Consider the following 15477-nt stretch of genomic DNA (forward strand, 5'->3'; position numbering starts at 1 on the left):
GGTGGGCTACCGGCTCTCCCCGCGGGGCCGCGCCTTCCCCGGCGGCGGGTGAGCACCGGCCGGTCCGTCCAGTTCGGTCAGCACGGCCGCCGCCAGTGCGGTCCGCTCCAGCATCCCGGCCACGCTGATGTGCTCGTGCCGTGCGTGGGCTCCGTCGCCGACGGCGCCCACGCCGTCGAGCACCGGAACGCCCAGCGCGGCCACGAAGTTGCCGTCGCTGGCGCCGCCGACCGCGCACTCCCGCAGCGGGACCCCCAGCTGCGCCGCCAGCCCGCGCGCCAGCGCGAACAGCCCGGCGATCCCCGCGGACCGCTCCATCGGCGGACGGTTCCACCCGCCCGCCACGGTCACGGTCGCGCGCGGGTCGGCGGCTGTCAGCGCGGCCAGCGCCGCCTCGATCCGCCCGGCCTCCGCGGCGGTGGACACCCGCACGTCGACCTCGGCGGAGGCCGACCCGGCGATCACGTTGCCCCGGGTGCCGCCGGAGATCACGCCCACGTTCACCGTCGTCCCGGCCGCCGGATCGGTCAGGCCGTGCAGCGCGAGCACCACGCGGGCGATCTCGTCCACCGCGCTCGCGCCCTTGGCCGGGTCGAGCCCGGCGTGCGCCGCCACGCCCGTCGTGGTGACCCGGTAGATCCCGACGCCCTTGCGTGCCGTCTTCACCCCGCCGCCCGCCGCCGCCTCGAACACCAGCGCCGCCCGCACCCCGGCCGCCGCCGACTCGATCACCGGCCGCGACACCGGGCTGCCGATCTCCTCGTCGCCGTTGAGCAGCAGCCGCACCGGCGGACGCGGCAGGCCCGCCGCATCCAGCGCCCGCAGTGCCCACACCGCCTGGACCAGCCCGGCCTTCATGTCGAACACGCCCGGCCCGGTCGCCCGGTCACCGTCCACTGTGAACGGCCAGTGCGCGAGGGTCCCTGGCGGCCACACGGTGTCGTAGTGGCACAGCAACAGCACCGGCGCCGCGTCCGAGCCCGCGTAGTCGTACACCCGGACGTCGCCGAACCGGCCGCCCCCGGTGACCTGCACCGACGACGGCTCGCCCAGCCGCGCGCGCACCCAGCCGTCCAGCCAGGACAGGCCGGCCTCCAGCAGCAGCCGGTCGGTGCTCGGCGTCTCCAGACCGGTGCAGGCGGCCAGGTCGCCGATCATCTGCGCGCGGTGTCCCCGCACCCACTCGTGCAACGCCCGCACATCGGTCACGGCACCGGCTCCAGTTCCCTCGGGTGATCCTCCCGGCACGAGCCTGCGGCCGGCCTGCGCGTCCCGCAAGAGGCCAGGCGGCGGCCGGGACGGCGCTTTCACGCCGCGGAGGCGAAGCACTACGCTATGTCGACCCGCCCGCTCGCGAGAAGGTGTACGTGATGGCTTCTTCGCCCAGCCAGGTGCCCGTCGGTGTCGACCCGACCCGGCCCAGCATCGCCCGCATCTATGACGGCTTCCTCGGTGGCAAGGACCACTACGAGGTCGACCGCGCGGTCATGCGGAAGATCAACGAGGCGGTCCCGGAAGCGGTCGACATCGCCCGCGGCAACCGCGGCTTCCTCAACCGGGCCTGCCGGTTCCTGGCCAACCAGACCACGCTGGGCCAGTACCTCGACTGCGGTTCCGGGCTGCCCACCGCGGAGAACACCCACCAGATCGTGCAGCGCGCGAACCCCGAGGCGACCGTGGTCTACGTGGACAACGATCCGGTCGTCCTCGCCCACGGCCGCGCGCTGCTCGAGGAGAACGAGTTCGTCCACATGACCGAGGCGGACATCTTCGATCCGTCGAAGGTCCTGGACAACGAGGTCGTGCGGCGCCACATCGATTTCGCCGAGCCGCTGGTGCTGCTGCACGTCGGCACCATGCACCACTTCGAGGGCGACGGTGCGGCCGCCGTCATGCGCCGCTACATCGATGCGCTGCCGTCGGGTTCCTACGTGGTGTTCTCGCACTTCTTCGACCCCGAGGTGCCGGAACTGACCGAGGTGGCCAAGCGGATCGAGAACATCCTGGTCCACGGGCCGATGGGTGCCGGGCGGTTCCGCACCCGCGCGGAGATCCTGGAGATGCTGTCCGGGCTCGAGCTGGTCAAGCCGAACGCGGTGTCCGAGCCGGGCCTGGCGGCGTGCGACGAGTGGTGGCCGGACGGCCCGCGCCTGGCGCCGCTCAGCCTTGCCGCGCAGTGCATCGTCGGGGCGGTCGGCCGCAAACCGTAAGCGCTGCCTTCTGCCGGAGGTGTGCCGCACGGGGCGGATCAGGAGTCCTCGCGCTCCTGATCCGCCGCGTCCGTGCGGTGTTCGTCGTCGGCGGTGGCCCCGCGCGGCCCGAACCCCGGCGCCGGTTCCGGCGCGCCGGGGCCGGCGTCCGCGGCCGCGATGCGCTCCTCGCTCAGGTAGGGGTCGGGTTCGAACGGTGAGGTCGTCATGCCCGCGGGGTACCCGTGCGGGTCCCGGTCATGCCCGTCCCGGCCAGCCCGGCGCGCCCAGTTCCCGGGAGATCGCCCGGGCGGCCTCGCGCACCGCGCCGTCGACGGCCGGTCCGGGCGGCCAGTCGGTCATCGGCACCACGACGCCGATCGCGCCGGCCACGTCCTGTCCGGCGTCGAAGATCGGCGCGGCCACGCCGCACTCGCCGATCACCGCCTCCTCCACCTCGGTCGCGAGCGCCTCGCCGCGGATCCGCTCCAGGTGCCCGGCCAGTTCGTCCGGGTCGGTGATGGTGTCCCGGGTCATGCTGCGCAACGGCTCCGGCGCGAGATCGGGGGACCAGGCCAGCATCGCCTTGCCGAGCGCGCTCGCGTGGGCCGGGATGACGATCCCGACCTCGGGCATCTGGCGGGAACCGTCCGGGCGCGGTTCGTGGTGCACGATCATCACCTCGCCCGGCAGCAGGACCCCGGTCCGCACCGCGCACCCGGTGGTGCGCGCCAGCTCCGCGGCCCAGGTCAGCGCGCGGGAGCGGAGTTCGAGGGTGTCGAGGTAGACGTTGCCCAGCTTGAGCACCGCGGGCCCGAGCCGGTAGCGGGCCGAGTCGCGGTCCTGTAGCACCAGGCCGTGCGCCTGGAGCGTCTTGATGATCCCGTGCACGGTGGACGGCGCGAGCCCGAGCCGGGCCGCGATCTCGGACAGGCTCAACCGCCGTTCCGCCTGCAGCACGGCGAGCACGCGGACCGCCCGGTCGACGGACTGGATCATCGGTGCACCCTTCTGACCGCACGCACTTTACAACAGTGAGCCACCGCTCTATCTTCGTACGCAATTCGACGATGTCGAATGTAGGTCGATGATGACGGAGGGGTGGCATGGCAGTACGCCAACTCGTGAATGATCCGGACGACTTCGTGCGGGAGGCGCTGGAGGGGCTCCAGCGGGTCCATCCAGACCTGATCCGGTACCACGAGGACCCGGCGTACGTGGTCCGGGCGCAGCAGTCGGACAAGGTCGCGCTGGTCTCCGGCGGTGGCTCCGGGCACGAGCCGCTGCACACCGGGTTCGTCGGCACGGGCATGCTCGACGCCGCGGTCCCCGGGGCGGTCTTCGCCAGCCCGACCGCGTACCAGATCCGGGCGGCGATCGGCGCGGCCGACCGCGGCCGCGGTGTGCTGCTGATCGTCAAGAACTACACCGGGGACGTGCTGAACTTCCGGATAGCAGCCGAACTCGCCGCGGAGGACGGCATCCAGGTGCGGACCGTCCTCGTGGACGACGACCTCGCCACCGACGGCCAGGAGGACGGCGCACCCGGGCGGCGTGGCACGGCCGCGGTGGTCGCGGTGGAGAAGATCTGCGGTGCGGCAGCCGAGAACGGCGCCTCGCTCGACGAGGTCGCGGCGCTCGGGGAGCGGATCGTGAGCTCGGCCCGCACGATGGCGCTGGCGCTGGCCGCGTGCACCCAGCCGGGCCAGGACAAGCCCTCGTTCGACCTGCCGGACGGCGAGATCGAGTTCGGCGTCGGCATCCACGGCGAGCACGGTATCGGCCGCCGTCCCTACGCGCCGGTGCGCGAACTGGTGGCGGACCTGACGAAACCGATCGTGGCCGCGCTCGGGCTGGACCGCGGCGACCGGGTGATCGCGATCGTCAACGGGCTCGGCTCCACGCACGGGCTGGAGCTGTCGGTGGTGCACCGCGAGCTGTCGGTGTTCCTGGACGGGCTCGGTGTCCGCATCGGACGCGCGCTGGTCGGGTCCTACGTGACCGCGCTGGACATGCGGGGCTGCTCGATCACGCTGCTGCGTGCCGACGACGAGCTGCTCGCCCTGTGGGACTCGCCGGTGGCCACCCCGGCCCTGACGTGGTGAAGGAGACGATTGTGGACACTCGGGCGTGGATCGAGCGGTTCGCCGCGGTGATCGACGAGCGCGGCACGCAACTGACCGAACTGGACCGTCTCGCCGGTGACGGCGACTACGGGACCAACCTGCGGCTCGCCCTGGCGAAGGTGCGCGCGAACCTGTACCTGGACGACCCGCGGACGCCCGGCGCGGTGTTCACCTCGGTGTCCAACGCGTTCCTCCACACCGGCGGCACCAGCGGGCCGTTGTTCGGCATGTGGTTCCGCGAGTTCGCCAAGGGCCTGGGCGACGAGGAGCTGTCGGCGCGCAGCCTGAGCGTCGCGGCGACCGAGGCGGAGGCCACCGTCCGCCGTCTCGGCGGTGCCGAGGTGGGTCACAAGACGATGGTCGACGCGATGGTGCCGGCGGCGCGGGCCCTGACCGCCGCGGCCGAGCGGAACGCCGACGTGGAGACCGCCCTGAAGGACGCCGCGCAAGCGGCGCAGGTCGGCGCCCTCTCCACGGAGGAGATGCTGGCCAAACGCGGCCGGGCCAGCTACGTCGGCGAGCACGCCCGCGGCGTCGTGGACCCGGGCGCGCTGACCGTGGCGTGGTTCTTCGAGGCCGCCACCGCCGCGTGACACCCGGGGCGGCGCGGCCCCCTGGGGGTGGGCCGCGCCGCCCCGTTTCTCCCCGCTCCGCCGATCGGCGGAGCGGGGAGAAGCCGCTCAGCGGGACCGGCGGCGCAGCAGGGCCGGATCGATGTCCGCCGCCGGCCCGGCGGCACCGAGGTCCGACGGCGAGTACCCGGTGGGGTAGCCGGGGTAGCTGCGCACCTTCGAGTGCAGCAGCTTGGACTTGCGGCGTCGCGGCAGCGGCCGCACCAGCGCAGCCCGGGCGCGCAGCCCGGCCCGCACCGCGCGGCCGGCCCAGGCCGGGGCCGGACCGAATCCGAACGCCGCGAGCATCCGCTCGTCCAGCAGGCTGCGCACCCCCAGCGCCACGGCGGGGCGGACCGGCTTCGGGAACCAGGAGCAGAACAGGTCCACCGTGTACCGGCCGATCCGGTGGTTGTCCGGCGAGTGGACGAAGTTCGCCTCCTCGTAGGCGTCCTTGAACTCGCGGAACGCGTCGAAGTCGCCGGGAATGTCCTTGATCCCCATGCGCCGGCCGACCTCGCGGAAGTAGAAGTACGCGGCCAGCCGTTCGTTCTCGTGCAGCCGCCGCCACCCGAACTGGTCGATCCAGTCGACCGGGTCGTAGACGAACGTCGACAGCACGTACCGCATGTCGTCGTTGCCGATGCGGTACCGGCCGTGCATCCGGTTGATCGTGCTCAGCGCTTCCCGGCCCCGTGGTGAGTCGTACCCGTGCTCGGCCAGTTCCGCCATCAGCACGGCGGTGTCGTCGTAGCGCTTCTGCGGCCGCTTCTCGAACTCGCCGGTCGCGGCGAGCAGGTGCGAGATGCTCGGCACGCAGTAGGTCCGGAACAGGGCGAACTCCAGCGCCCGCTGGTAGTCCCAGGGGAACTCGAAGCCGATGGAGATCCGGTAGATCTCCTGGTGGTCCCGCTCCGGGTCGCACCGCGCGATCCGGCGCAACCAGTACCCGCTCATCCCCAGCCTCCTCGTGATCGCTGTCCGACGGTGCTTCCCCGGCGCCCGCTACCCAGCCGTGTCCGCGATCCGCGACACGGCCAGGAAAACCTCGGTGCAGTGCGCCACGAGGTCCTCTTCGGACAGTGGGAGGGTGCCGGCCAGCCACGAGGTCAGCGCCTGCGACAGCCCGCCGACCAGCATCTCGGCGAACAGGTCCAGCCGCGCGGTGGAGGGCATTCCGTAGAACTCGCGTGCCTGCAGGCCCAGCAGCACGGCGAACCAGCGCGCGGCGGCGGCCCGCCGCTCGGCCAGGACGGTGTCGTGCAGCGCCGGGGAGAACAGCAGGAAGCCCGTGCGCGGGTCCTCGGCGATCGAGCGGACCAGCCGGCTCAGCCCGGCGTGGATCTTGGCCCGGGCGTCGCCGGGCGCGTTCCGGACGGCGTCGAGGGTCGTCGCGGCGATGCTCTCGACCACCCGGTCGTGGACCGCCACGGCGAGCGCGTCCCGGTCGGCGAAGTTCTCGTAGAAGTACCGCGCGGCCAGTCCGGCCCGCCGGCACACACCCCGCACGGTGAGGTTCCGGTCGCCCTCGCGCGTGCCGAGCAGCTCCAGGCCGGCTTCGAGGAGCTGCGCGCGGCGCTCGGCCCGCCGGTCCTCGCCCGCGACGCCGCCGTAGGTGCGCAGCGATGTCGGTTCCACGTCCTCATCTTGACAGGGCGGATCCAGGCGCGCTGCAATATCTGCGAACAGGCGTGAGCACATCGGAGGCCGACGATGCCCCGGGCCGCCACCACCCGCCTCGGCGACGCCGTGCTCGGCGCCGGCCTCCTGGCCGGTTCCGCGAACGTGATCATGCAGCTCGCGCACCCGTCGGTCGGCCAGGGTGTGGTGGAGAGCCGCGTGGCCGGCGGGAACCTGTACCGGCACCCGGTCAGGCGGAGCCGGACCACGGTGACCTACCTGGCCGTCGCCGCGCTCGGCACCGAGGAGGAGCGCCGGGCCTACCGCAGGGCGGTCAACGCCGCACATGCCCGTGTCCGCTCCACCGCGGCCAGCCCGGTGTCCTACCACGCCTTCGACCCGAAGCTGCAACTGTGGGTCGCCGCGTGCCTGTACCGGGGGCTCGAGGACGTCCACGAGGCGTTCCTCGGCCCGCTGGCGGACCCGGACGGCGAGCTCTACCGGAGTTCGGCCGTCCTGGGCACGACGCTGCAGGTCCGGCAGGACATGTGGCCGCCGGACCGGGCGGCGTTCGAGGAGTACTGGCGCACGGCGGTCGAGCGGATCTCGATCGGCCCCGAGGTGCGCGAGTACCTGATGGGGATCGCGGAGCTGAAGTTCCTGCCCGGGGTCGTCAGCCGGGCGCTCGGGCCGTTCCACCGGTTCGTCACCACCGGGTTCCTGCCCGCCCGCTTCCGGGACGAGATGCAGCTCGGCTGGACATCCCGTGACCAGCGCCGGTTCGACCGGCTGTGCCGGGCGGTCGCGGTCGCGGTGCGGTCCTCGCCCCGGCCGGTGCGGGCGTTCCCGTTCAACGCCTGCCTGTGGGACCTGCGGCGCCGTCTGCGCACCGGCCGCTCGCTGGTCTGACTGCCCCGCGGCGGGCCGCTACCGCTGACGTTGCGGCTCCTGGCGGAACGCCCGCACCAGCGGGGAGTCCCAGTGCTCGGCGAGGGTGAGGGCGAAGGCGACCTCGTCGGCCCACTCCGTGCCCGACTCGTTCGTCGCGGCCGCGGCCGCCCGGGGTGCCTCCCCGCGTGCCTTCGCCGCCTGGGCGAGCGGTAGCCAGCAGGCGGCGGCGAGGGCTTCCGCGCCGCGCCGGCCGCGCACGTGCGCACGGGCCGCCTCGATCGTGTCCGCGCCCGCGTAGTCGGCCAGGACCAGGATCGCGTCCCGGATCTCGATGATCCGCCGGTACAGCCGCAGGTCGCTCGCCCAGTGACCGCTCTCCGGCAGGTGGACGTGCGGCACCGAGGTGACCAGCCGCCGCCACACCGGTTCCAGCCGCCGCGCCGTCCGGCGGTCGCCGGCGGCGCGGTGCATCCGCAGCAGCTGCGGCAACGCCACACCGAGCGCCATGATCCACGCGGTGAGGCCGGCGTTGAGGGAGAACGCCGCGCCCAGCCACGGGGACAGGGTCACCAGGTAGGCGGGCACGACCACGCCCCAGAACACCGTGGACGAGGCGAACCCCGCGGTGAGCATGGACAACCCGGCGCGCAGCGGCCGCGTCGTGGCGCGCCGCGCGTACCGGGCGCACAGCACGGCGGCCGGGCCGGTGCCCAGGACGTGCGCCAGGCACAGCAGCCACCAGAACAGGCCGAACCAGGGCGCATCGGCCGGGGTGACGCAGCCCGTCGTGGCGGCGCCGGTGGTGAGCAGCACCAAGGTGGTGCCGGCTACGGCCGCGCCGCCGTAGACGAGCAGCGGGCGGCGGCGGGAGGTGGCGGCCAGGACGAAGTCGAGGATGAGGGCGGAGCTGATGACGCCCCAGACGTTCGTCACGATCCCGCAGCTGGTGCCGGGCCGGAAGGCGCGCTCGAGCAGCCCGGCCACCGGATCGAGGGCGATGGTGATCGACGTGGCGAGGCTCGCGAGCGCGATCAGCATGCGCCGCCGCGGCGGCGAGCGCAGGGCGGCCGGGGCGCGCACGACCAGCGCCGCCCACAGCACGAGGGTGCCGGCAACGAGCACGTCCGTGCCGGCGGTCGCCAGGTCCGCCGGGCTCACCGCGCACCCCGGCAGCGGCCGCTCGCCGCCACCTACGTTCCCCGCAGACCGAGCGCCGTTTCGAACTCGGCGAGCGCTCCGGTTGTCGTCCAGCTCGCGCGGGCCCGTGCGGCGGTCCGGATCAGGCTCGCCACCAGCTCGGCCTCCTGCTCGTCCGCCGTGGTGTACCCGGTGCGGGCCAGCAGCCGCTGGATCAGCTCGGGGGACAGGTCCGGCAGCACCCGGGCCAGCGGGTGCGCACCGTCGCCGGGGTGGTCGCACAGCAGGTGCCCGATCTCGTGCAGCACGATGTGGTCCCGGTGTACCCGGCTGGTCCTGTCCTCGACGTAGATGACGTCCGCGGAGGCCAGCCGGATCCACGCCCCGCACGCGCCGGTGCCCGCGCCCGGTGGCAGGGCGCGCACGTGGATCGGCCGCCCGCGCCGCCGGGCCAGGGCGTCCACCAGTGCCGGCACGGAGAACGGTGCGGGCAGCGGCAGCTCCGCCACCAGGGCCTGGCACCGCCGCAGCCCGCGTCGGGTGATCATGTCGCCGCCGTCACCTCCGCCCGGACCCGCAGGCACCTGCACGGCCTACGCGCCCGGCTCGTCGTCCGGCTGCCCGGCCGGCGGTCCGAGCCGCTCGATCTTGCGGGCCTCGGTGACCATGGCCAGCAGCGCGTCCAGCGTATCGTCGGACAGCCCCTCCGCGCGCAGCGCGATCGACCGCACCTTGTGGTTGCGCAGCGCCCGCGCCAGCTCGAGCTGGGCGTCGACGCGCGAGGTCACCGCGTCGTCCAGGAAGTACTCCGGCGGCACCCCGAAGAAGGCGGCGAGCGTGCCCAGCGTCTCCTGCGTCAGGTTGCGCTTGCGGCCGCTGGCCAGCTCCCACAGGTAGGTGCTCGACAGCGTCGATCCGGTGCGTTCCCGGATCTGCGCCGCGAGCTTCGCGTACCCGGGCCTGCCCCCCGGGTAGAGGGTGCCGATCAGGTGCGTGATCTTGGCGGCGAGGGAGCCGCCCTCGTGCCCGCCGTCGTCCATGGGGTTCCTCGCGCTCGAAGGGTGCCGTCCGCCGCAGCGGACGCCCGGTGGTCGGCTGCCATTCTCAGCCAGCCGCAAGCCGTTGACAAACACGCCCGCCGTGCACCTATTCTGACCGACGTCATCCGCTGCAGCGGATGCGCGGCCGGCGGGACCTGGGGGCTCGCCGGCCTGTTTCGTGCCCGAAGCCGTTCAGCGTGCGCGTGCGCCGGAGAAACGGCTATGATGGTGGAGGCGTCGTTCTCCCAGTGACCCCCAGGCTGGTCGAGGACGACGCCCCTTTTTTTCGCCTTGACTTTTGTTCAATTTGTGCATTAGATGATTTCAGTAGTGCAGAAGATCTGCCAACAGGGGGAGAAGTGGTGAGCGAGCCGTTGCGCGCCGGGATCATCGGTGCGGGCTTCATCGGAGCCGTGCACGCCCGTGCGGTGCGCACCCTGGGCCAGGACCTGGTCGCGGTCGCCGCCTCCACCCCCGCGCGGTCCCGGCAGGCCGCGGCGGAACTGGGCGCCCGCACGGCCGTCGACAGCGCCGCGGAGCTCGCGGCCGCGCCGGAGGTCGACGTGGTGCACATCTGCACCCCGAACGCGCTGCACGCCCCGCTCACCCGCATCGCGCTCGCCGCAGGCAAGCACGTGGTGCTGGAGAAGCCGGTGGGCATGAGCACCGCCGAGGTGGCCGACCTCCGGCAGCGCTGGCGCGACACCGACCGGGTGGTGGCCGTCCCGTTCGCCTACCGCTTCTACCCGGTCGTGCGTGAGATGCGGCAGCGGCTGGGCGGGGCGCGGATCCGCCTCGTCCACGGCGGCTACCTGCAGGACTGGCTCTCCCGCGACACCGATACGAACTGGCGCGTGCGGTCGGAGCTGGGCGGCCCGTCCCGCGCGTTCGGCGACATCGGCGTGCACTGGTGCGATCTGGCGGAGTTCGTCACCGGGCAGCGGATCGCGCGGGTGCACGCCGTCCTGCCGCGTGCCGTGCCGGTGCGCGCCGGGTCCGAAGTGGACACCGAGGACGCGGCGCTGGTGCAGTTCGAGACCGGCCAGGGCGTATTCGGCTCCGCCGTGATCAGCCAGATCTCCCCGGGCCGCCGCAACGAGCTCCAGCTGCGCGTCGACACGCCGGACGCCGAGTACGCCTTCGACCAGCAGGATCCGGAAATCCTGTGGATGGGCCGCCGGGACGGCACGCGCATCCTGCACCGCGGCGACCCCGCGCTCGGCCCGGACGCCACGGCCCGCAACCTCGTCCCCGCCGGTCACCCGCAGGGTTACCTCGACTCCTTCACCGGTTTCGTCGCCGACGCCTACGCCGCGATGCGCGGCGAGAAGCCCGACGGGCTGCCGACGCTGGCGGACGGGGCGCGCGCCGCGGCGATCACCGAGGCGGTCCTGGCGTCCGCGGCCCGTCGCGACTGGGTGGACGTCACGCCCGGCTGACCCCGGGTTTGGTACGAATCTCCGGTAGTGCGAGCGAAGGGACCGCCGTGACCGCAACCATCCCGTCCGACCAGCTCGACGATCTGGTCCAGGTGCTCGACCTGGTGCGCTCCGGCGCCGCCCGGACCCGTCCCGAACTGGGCCGCCGGTCCGGGCTGGGACGCACGGTCATCAGCCAGCGGGTCGGCCACCTGATGCGCGCCGGGCTGCTCGAGGACGGCGAGCTCGGCCCCTCCAGCGGTGGCCGTGCGCCGCGCGAACTGCGGTTCCGCTCCGGTGCCGGGGTGATCCTCACCGCCGAACTGGGCGCGACCAGCATCAACGCCGGGCTCACCGACCTGGCCGGGAGCCTGCTCGCCCAGCGCACCGAGCCCGCCGACGTCGCGCGCGGACCCGAACCGGTACTGGCCCAGGTCGGCGCGTTGTTCGACGAGCTGCTGGCCGCCCGCCCGGACGCGGTCGTGTGGGGCGTCGGCATCGGGCTGCCCGGGCCGGTGGAGTTCGCCACCGGCCGTCCGAGCGCACCGCCGATCATGCCGGGCTGGGACGGCTACCCGGTCCGGGACCACTTCGCGCGGCGGCACCACGCGCCGGTGTGGGTGGACAACGAGGTCAACACGATGACGCTGGGCGAGTTCCGGGCGGGCGTGGCGGCCGGGGCCCGCGACTACCTCTACGTGAAGATCGGCACCGGGATCGGCGCCGGGCTGATCTCCGGCGGCCGCCTGCACCGCGGCAGCCAGGGCTGCGCCGGGGACATCGGGCACACCGCCGCCCGCGCCGACACCACGGTCGTGTGCCGGTGCGGCAACATCGGCTGCCTGGAAGCACTCGCGGGTGGCGCGGCCCTGGCCCGCGACGGTGAGGCGGCGGCGAAGGAGGGCCGCAGCCCGGTCCTGGCCGAGCGGCTCGCTGCCGGTGGCGTGGTGACCGCGGAGGACGTGGCGTGGGCCGCGCAGAACGGCGACCGGGCGGCGCTGGAGCTGGTCCAGCGCGCCGGGCGGCTGATCGGCGACCAGCTGGCGATGCTGATCAGCTTCTTCAACCCGTCGCTGCTGCTGATCGGCGGCGGGGTGGCCGGCGCGGGCGACCACCTGCTCGCCACGATCCGCGAGGTGATCTACGGCCGGTCGCTGCCCCTGGCGACGCGGGACCTGCGGATCGTGCGCTCGTCGCTGGGCGAGAAGGCCGGCGTGGTGGGCGCGGCGTTCATGGTGCTGGACGAGCTGTTCACCCGCGACCGGCTGGCGCGCTGGATCGACGCGGGCAGTCCGGCGGGGCTGCCCGAGCTGGCCGGGGCCGACGGGGCCTGACCGGGCCGGGAATGCCGACGGGCCGGCCCCCCGCGAGGGGAACCGGCCCGTCGAAAACTGTGAGCGGGAGGTCAGACGATGCTGACCCGGCTCGCCTGGGGGCCCTTGGCGCCCTGGGTGATCTCGAAGGTCACCTGCTGGTTCTCTTCAAGGCTGCGGAAGCCGTTGCCGTCGATCTCCGAGTAGTGGACGAAGACGTCGGGGCCGCTCTCCTGCGCGATGAAGCCGAAGCCCTTTTCGGCGTTGAACCATTTGACGGTGCCCTGTGCCATGTGTTTCTCCTTGATTTTCTTTCTTCTTGTGATCAGAGCGCGGAAACCGCGCCCTTCGTGCTCAGCCCGAGCATGTCCAGCAGCTCGCGGCAGTCGTGTGCGTCCAGCGCGTGGTCGGCGACCGTACGCGCGGCGCGGTGGTGGGCGATCGCCTCGTCCTGTGCCATCCGGGCGCGCGCCTGCGCGATCGGACCGGTCTCGGGTTGCGGCTGGGAAGCATGGCGAGCCCAGGTCATGACGATCCCTTCGACGGTGCGGTTGACGCGGTTGACTTCACGGCCAGCCGGGCCAGCCGCTGCTCGGTGGGCCAGCGCACCTGCCAGGCCCAGCCGAGACGTTCGAACGCCCAGATCACCCGGGCGGACACGTCGATCTGCCCACGGCGCACGCCGTGCCGGGCGCAGGTCGGATCGGCGTGGTGGGAGTTGTGCCACGACTCGCCCATGGACAGGATCGCCAGCGGCCAGAAGTTGGCCGAGCGGTCCCGGCTGGCGAACGGGCGGTCGCCGATCATGTGGCAGATCGAGTTGACCGACCAGGTCACGTGGTGCTGGAAGGACACCCGCGCGAGCCCCGCCCACAGGAAGCCGGTCAGGGCACCCCACCAGGACAGGGTGGCCAGCCCGCCGATCAGCGCCGGCAGCAGCACGGACAACGACACCCACAGCGGGAACAACCGGTCCACCGCACGGATGTCGGCGTCCGCGGCCAGGTCCGGGGCGAACCGGTCCACATTGGTCCGGTCGCGGCCGAACAGCCAGCCCATGTGCGCGTGCCAGAAACCCTTGGCCAGCGCGACCGGGGAGGTGCCGAACAGCCACGGCGAGTGCGGATCACCCGCGCGGTCGGAGAAGGCGTGGTGCCGCCGGTGGTCGGCGACCCAGCCGAGCACCGGTCCCTGCGCGGCCATGCTCCCCGCGATCGCCAGCGCGATCCGGAGTGGACGGTTGGCGCGGAACGCACCGTGCGTGAAATACCGGTGGTAGCCGATGGTGATGCCCAAAGTGGACACGGTGAAGAAGGCGGCGGCGACCGCGAGGTCGAGCCAGCTCACCCCCCAGCCCCAGAACACGGGAACGGCCACGATCAGCGCGACGAACGGGATGATCAGGAACGCACGGATGACCACCATCTCGGTCATCGAGGCCTGGTCCGACAGCAGCGGCTTGGGACTCTTCCGGTCCGGAACGACGGAAGTCGAAGAGGTCAAAAAGGAACTTCTCTCGTGGAGGATCAACCACGACGGGCCAACCGAAGGGAACGAAACCGGCCCGGTGCCAGCCTGCGAGAAACTCCCGACGACATCAACAGTACCGCACGCGGCCCGGTCCGTCACGACTCCGGTCCGGCTCGCGGGGTGGCAGGCTGGTCGGGTGATCATCCTGGCGGTCGTCGCGCTGCTGGCCTGGCTGTGGCTGGCCGCGACCGGCTTCTGGCGCACCGACCAGCGTCTCCCGCCCCGTCACCGGCCCGCGAACTGGCCCTCGGTGGTGGTCGTCGTGCCCGCCCGGGACGAGGCCGCCGTCCTGCCGGAAACCCTGCCCACGCTGCTCGCCCAGCGCTACCCCGGGCCCCTGCGCGTGGTGCTGGTGGACGACGGCAGCGGCGACGACACGGCCGCCGTCGCCCGCAGGATCGGGGGCGACCGGCTCACGATCACCGCATCGGGTGATCGGCCGCCCGGGTGGGCCGGCAAGCCGTGGGCGCTCGCCCGCGGCACGGGGGAGGCGGGGGACGCCGAGTTCCTGCTGTTCACCGACGCCGACATCGCGCACGGACCGGACTCGGTGACCGCCCTGGTCGAGGCCGCCGGGGAGCGCGACCTCGTGTCGCAGATGGCCCGCCTGCGCACCCGCACCGCCTGGGAACGGCTCGTCGTTCCCGCGTTCGTGTACTTCTTCGCGATGCTCTACCCGTTCCGCCGCGTCAACGGCCCCGGCCGCACCGCCGCGGCCGCCGGCGGTTGCTGCCTGGTGCGGCGCACGGCGCTGGAGCGGGCCGGGGGAGTGGCGGCGATCCGGGACGCGGTGATCGACGACGTCGCCCTCGGCCGGGCGATCAAGCGCGCCGGTGGCCGTATCTGGCTCGGTCTCGCCGGGGACGTGCGCAGCGTCCGCCCGTACCCGACCCTGCGCTCGCTGTGGCGGATGGTCGCCCGCAGCGCCTACACCCAGCTGCGGGACTCGGTCGTGCTGCTCGCGGGCACCGTGCTCGGCCTGGCCGTGGTGTTCCTCGCCCCGCCGGTGCTGACCTTCGCGAGCACCGGTGTCCCGCGCTTCCTCGCTCTCGCGGCGTGGCTGCTGATGACGCTGACCTTCGTCCCGATGCTGCGTTACCACGGCCGGCCCTGGCCGGCCGCGGTGCTGCTGCCGGTGACCGCGGCCCTGTACCTGGTGATGACCGTCGACTCGGCGATCCAGCACTGGCGCGGCCGCGGCGCTGCGTGGAAGGGCCGCAGCTACCCGCGTGCGCGGTCGTGATCGCGGGTACGGTCGGACCCGGACCCCGGAACGAGGAGAAGACCATGGCCGACCAGGAGATCATCGCCGACATCGACAGGCTGATCGCCGAGGAGCACGAGCTGCGGTCCCGGTCGATTGGCGGCGGCCTGAGCGACGACGACCGCGCCCGGATGCGCCGGGTCGAGGAGCAGCTGGACCAGTGCTGGGACCTGCTCCGCCGGCGCCGGGCGGCACGCGAGTTCGGGGAGAACCCGGACCAGGCGCAGGCCCGCCCGGCCGGCGAGGTCGAGTCCTACCAGCAGTGAGCCGCGGGCGGCCGGAATACCGGCGCCGCCGCGCCGGTTGACCCTGCATAGTTGAACGCACAACTAGTTGAG

Annotated in this window: 19 protein-coding genes; 8 read left to right on the forward strand and 11 right to left on the reverse strand. The window is 73.2% G+C overall.

The genetic code is table 11. The features are described 5' to 3' along the window. Nucleotides 1-6: 6 nt before the first annotated feature. A complete protein-coding gene (locus tag FHX45_RS26685) occupies nucleotides 7-1209 on the reverse strand; it encodes a M20 family metallopeptidase (protein WP_341771622.1) in 1203 nt (400 codons plus the stop codon). A 161-nt stretch (nucleotides 1210-1370) separates the two neighbouring features. On the opposite strand from FHX45_RS26685, the gene FHX45_RS26690 reads away from it, so the two are divergent. After that, nucleotides 1371-2210 (forward strand): SAM-dependent methyltransferase, encoded by an 840-nt coding sequence (locus tag FHX45_RS26690; RefSeq protein WP_167107614.1) that lies wholly within the window; start codon nucleotides 1371-1373, stop codon nucleotides 2208-2210. A gap of 38 nt (nucleotides 2211-2248) precedes the next feature. Here the strand turns inward: FHX45_RS26690 and FHX45_RS26695 are convergent, their stop codons facing one another. Together FHX45_RS26695 and FHX45_RS26700 are read right to left on the reverse strand one after the other, a co-directional pair. Continuing rightward, on the reverse strand, nucleotides 2249-2419 hold the full coding sequence (locus FHX45_RS26695) for a hypothetical protein (RefSeq protein WP_167107617.1): 171 nt from the start codon (nucleotides 2417-2419) through the stop codon (nucleotides 2249-2251). A 28-nt stretch (nucleotides 2420-2447) separates the two neighbouring features. Beyond that, nucleotides 2448-3188, reverse strand: a complete 741-nt coding sequence (locus FHX45_RS26700; protein WP_167107620.1) for an IclR family transcriptional regulator — start codon at nucleotides 3186-3188, stop codon at nucleotides 2448-2450. Between the two features lie 107 nt (nucleotides 3189-3295). Here FHX45_RS26700 and FHX45_RS26705 point away from each other — a divergent pair, with 107 nt between their 5' ends. Beyond that, entirely contained in the window at nucleotides 3296-4294 is a 999-nt protein-coding gene (locus FHX45_RS26705; RefSeq protein WP_167107622.1) for a dihydroxyacetone kinase subunit DhaK, read from the forward strand. Between the two features lie 11 nt (nucleotides 4295-4305). Beyond that, nucleotides 4306-4908 (forward strand): dihydroxyacetone kinase subunit DhaL, encoded by a 603-nt coding sequence (gene dhaL, locus FHX45_RS26710; RefSeq protein WP_167107625.1) that lies wholly within the window; start codon nucleotides 4306-4308, stop codon nucleotides 4906-4908. A gap of 87 nt (nucleotides 4909-4995) precedes the next feature. Here dhaL and FHX45_RS26715 read toward each other — a convergent pair whose 3' ends face one another. Beyond that, nucleotides 4996-5883 carry an oxygenase MpaB family protein gene (locus FHX45_RS26715; protein ID WP_167107627.1) on the reverse strand — a complete coding sequence of 296 codons (888 nt, stop codon included), beginning with the start codon at nucleotides 5881-5883 and terminating at the stop codon, nucleotides 4996-4998. 48 nt (nucleotides 5884-5931) lie between these two features. Further along, a complete protein-coding gene (locus FHX45_RS26720; RefSeq protein WP_167107630.1) occupies nucleotides 5932-6564 on the reverse strand; it encodes a TetR/AcrR family transcriptional regulator in 633 nt (210 codons plus the stop codon). 75 nt (nucleotides 6565-6639) lie between these two features. On the opposite strand from FHX45_RS26720, the gene FHX45_RS26725 reads away from it, so the two are divergent. Next, the gene (locus tag FHX45_RS26725) at nucleotides 6640-7455 is read left to right on the forward strand and encodes an oxygenase MpaB family protein (RefSeq protein WP_167107633.1); all 816 of its coding nucleotides are present in this window, start codon (nucleotides 6640-6642) and stop codon (nucleotides 7453-7455) included. 18 nt (nucleotides 7456-7473) lie between these two features. On the opposite strand, the gene FHX45_RS26730 is transcribed toward FHX45_RS26725, so the two are convergent. The 3 genes from FHX45_RS26730 to FHX45_RS26740 are packed head-to-tail and all read right to left on the reverse strand — an operon-like array spanning nucleotide 7474 to nucleotide 9614. Next, nucleotides 7474-8595, reverse strand: coding sequence for an MAB_1171c family putative transporter (locus FHX45_RS26730; RefSeq protein ID WP_167107636.1), 1122 nt, complete (start codon nucleotides 8593-8595; stop codon nucleotides 7474-7476). Nucleotides 8596-8627: 32 nt separating this feature from the next. Further along, nucleotides 8628-9122 carry a hypothetical protein gene (locus FHX45_RS26735; protein ID WP_167107639.1) on the reverse strand — a complete coding sequence of 165 codons (495 nt, stop codon included), beginning with the start codon at nucleotides 9120-9122 and terminating at the stop codon, nucleotides 8628-8630. A 45-nt stretch (nucleotides 9123-9167) separates the two neighbouring features. After that, a complete protein-coding gene (locus FHX45_RS26740; protein ID WP_167107642.1) occupies nucleotides 9168-9614 on the reverse strand; it encodes a hypothetical protein in 447 nt (148 codons plus the stop codon). Between the two features lie 362 nt (nucleotides 9615-9976). Between FHX45_RS26740 and FHX45_RS26745 the strand changes: the two genes are divergently transcribed. Together FHX45_RS26745 and FHX45_RS26750 are read left to right on the forward strand one after the other, a co-directional pair. Continuing rightward, nucleotides 9977-11053 (forward strand): Gfo/Idh/MocA family oxidoreductase, encoded by a 1077-nt coding sequence (locus FHX45_RS26745; protein ID WP_167107645.1) that lies wholly within the window; start codon nucleotides 9977-9979, stop codon nucleotides 11051-11053. Nucleotides 11054-11100: 47 nt separating this feature from the next. Then, complete coding sequence (locus FHX45_RS26750) at nucleotides 11101-12366, forward strand: ROK family protein (RefSeq protein WP_167107648.1); 1266 nt, start codon at nucleotides 11101-11103, stop codon at nucleotides 12364-12366. 71 nt (nucleotides 12367-12437) lie between these two features. Here the strand turns inward: FHX45_RS26750 and FHX45_RS26755 are convergent, their stop codons facing one another. From FHX45_RS26755 to FHX45_RS26765, 3 genes are read right to left on the reverse strand one after another with little or no spacing between them, the layout of a single operon-like run. Further along, nucleotides 12438-12638, reverse strand: a complete 201-nt coding sequence (locus FHX45_RS26755; RefSeq protein ID WP_020421349.1) for a cold-shock protein — start codon at nucleotides 12636-12638, stop codon at nucleotides 12438-12440. A gap of 32 nt (nucleotides 12639-12670) precedes the next feature. Continuing rightward, nucleotides 12671-12874, reverse strand: a complete 204-nt coding sequence (locus FHX45_RS26760) for a hypothetical protein (RefSeq protein WP_167107651.1) — start codon at nucleotides 12872-12874, stop codon at nucleotides 12671-12673. Beyond that, a complete protein-coding gene (locus tag FHX45_RS26765; RefSeq protein ID WP_243869236.1) occupies nucleotides 12871-13779 on the reverse strand; it encodes an acyl-CoA desaturase in 909 nt (302 codons plus the stop codon). The genes FHX45_RS26760 and FHX45_RS26765 overlap by 4 nt, the downstream gene beginning before the upstream one ends. A gap of 232 nt (nucleotides 13780-14011) precedes the next feature. Between FHX45_RS26765 and FHX45_RS26770 the strand changes: the two genes are divergently transcribed. After that, entirely contained in the window at nucleotides 14012-15118 is a 1107-nt protein-coding gene (locus FHX45_RS26770) for a glycosyltransferase (RefSeq protein WP_167107657.1), read from the forward strand. Between the two features lie 44 nt (nucleotides 15119-15162). Beyond that, the gene (locus tag FHX45_RS26775; protein WP_167107660.1) at nucleotides 15163-15405 is read left to right on the forward strand and encodes a DUF2630 family protein; all 243 of its coding nucleotides are present in this window, start codon (nucleotides 15163-15165) and stop codon (nucleotides 15403-15405) included. The last annotated feature ends 72 nt before the right edge of the window (nucleotides 15406-15477 follow it).

It is taken from the genome of Amycolatopsis granulosa, from assembly GCF_011758745.1.
Classification (GTDB): Bacteria; Actinomycetota; Actinomycetes; order Mycobacteriales; family Pseudonocardiaceae; genus Amycolatopsis_E; species Amycolatopsis_E granulosa.